The following is a 1,925-nucleotide window of genomic DNA, read 5'->3' on the forward strand; positions in this document are numbered from 1 at the left end:
TAAAATAGTGGTGCCCATTAAGGTCCTTCTTTCTAATGGAATGTTGTGGTAACACCATTAAAGACCTTGATGGGTTTTTCTGTCTACTTAAATGTTCAACTTAAATTTTACAATCTGCCAATCGGAAATAAAATAGACCGTCCTGTTAACTTTGGCGAGCTCAGGGCGATCTTTTAAGCTTTGATGTAATGCCACCGCCTTTAAAGCGGCTCTGCTTTTTTCTATACATAATTATATCATGAATACTACATAATACAAAACAGTCTTATGTCACTTGGTTCATTGACCAAACGAGTTTTAGTTTAAATGCTTATTGTTCGTAAATAATACCGTTTTAAAGTTACATCGTGATGATAAGTAACAACTTCTGATTTACGAATCGTTAAAACAACGTCACCAAAGCCAATAATAGTAGAAACTCCATCGAATTCATCACCCAAATGATGACTAAGATCTCCAGTTACATCATTAGCCATAGCTGGTGAAGACCATATATCATGGAATCTTACTTTAATGTGGTCGCCACTGACTTTAAATAGACCAGCACGGTAATAGTTCTCTACAGCGTCCCACTTTCGTGATCCATATTGAATTTTTGCATCATTACCATAAGTATTGTTAATATCAGCGTATAAATCATTACCAGCATGAACCTTGATCGATGAACCGGGTAAGTGCAGGGCTTGACCGCTTGATAATAATTGGATCGCTTCACTTTGAATACCCGAATCACGACCCCATGATTCCATAACACCAGCCGTTAAATAAGCATTGTCGGTAAAATCAACTTTGGAACCATCATCATAGTAATATGTGTAATCACCGTCTAATGAATTGCCTGAAATAGCAAAGAAATTTGATGGATCATTAGGAATAGCAATTCTCTTTTTATAATTTCCATCATGAACATAATATTGAAGACCAGATAATGTGGCTACAATCTTAGTGATTGGACGACCTTTGTAGCTCGTATTCTTCAAATTAGTCCAAGTAACAGTCGCAAAGTCGCCTGAAATATCAGCATTGGCTGGAACAACTAAAGAAACACAATTTTTGATGTCGTCTGAACCATTAGAAGCAGCGTCACCATTAACCACTTGGTAAGACGAGCTTACACTCACTTTAGCGTCAGATTCCTTACCGAATGAGGCTTCCTGTTGAATCTGTGCAAGATTGGTTCCGACCTCATCAGTATTTAATCCGGCATTTTTGATTTCTGTTTGTAATTCAGCTACTTTCTTTTGATACTCAGCTAATGCTTGTTCATATTCAGCATTGTTCCGAACTTGTGTAACTTCAGTAAAAGGAGAGGATAATTGGTAATTTACCTTGCTAGTTCTAATTGGAACAATAGTAAAATTTCATTAGGCAAATCGGTTGAACCTTGCAACTTTAACTGATTGACCGATTGAATATAATCGGGATCAACGTAACTCACGTAAAAAATAGCATGGTTAATATTTCTATTTCTTAAGAAAATTAACCATGCTATAATTTCATATTGCAGAGAAGTTTTATGGGCGGTGGCTGTCATCTCCTCGGGAGGTGGAGTTCCTATGGAAAATCACTTGAAAAGGATAACAAGTCCATGAGCGTTTACCAAGCGCTTATGCTAATGTTAGCTTTTGCAACCTTTGTTATTGCACTGCTAACGTTTATTTTCAATAACTGGAAATAAAAAGATCGTCCTATTTGAACTTTAGCCGAAGTTACGAACGATCTTTTTTAGATTAATGTAACCAAAGCTACCGCCTTTAAAGCGGCTCTGCTTTTTCTATACATAATTATATCATGAACATTACATAATGGCAGATTGTAAAATTTAAGTTGAACATTTAAGTAGACAGAAAAACCCATCAAGGTCTTTAATGGTGTTACCACAACATTCCATTAGAAAGAAGGACCTTAATGGGCACCACTATTTT

At 36.2% G+C, this 1,925-nt stretch carries 2 protein-coding genes; one reads left to right on the top strand and one right to left on the bottom strand.

Going from position 1 to position 1,925, the window contains the following annotated elements; translation table 11 throughout:
* Nucleotides 1-302 precede the first annotated feature (302 nt).
* A complete protein-coding gene (locus HUK49_RS10465; protein WP_191913657.1) occupies nucleotides 303-1,121 on the bottom strand; it encodes a GbpC/Spa domain-containing protein in 819 nt (272 codons plus the stop codon).
* A 467-nt stretch (nucleotides 1,122-1,588) separates the two neighbouring features.
* Here HUK49_RS10465 and HUK49_RS11705 point away from each other — a divergent pair, with 467 nt between their 5' ends.
* Nucleotides 1,589-1,678: a putative holin-like toxin gene (locus HUK49_RS11705; RefSeq protein ID WP_191913658.1), complete on the top strand. Its 90-nt coding sequence runs from the start codon at nucleotides 1,589-1,591 to the stop codon at nucleotides 1,676-1,678.
* The last annotated feature ends 247 nt before the right edge of the window (nucleotides 1,679-1,925 follow it).

Source organism: Limosilactobacillus portuensis (assembly GCF_014838735.1).
GTDB lineage: Bacteria > Bacillota > Bacilli > Lactobacillales > Lactobacillaceae > Limosilactobacillus > Limosilactobacillus portuensis.

Coding starts and splice junctions, on each gene's coding strand:
- HUK49_RS11705 (WP_191913658.1), top strand. CDS start 1,589: ATGAGCGTTTACCAAGCGCTTATGCTAATGTTAGCTTTTGCAACCTTT.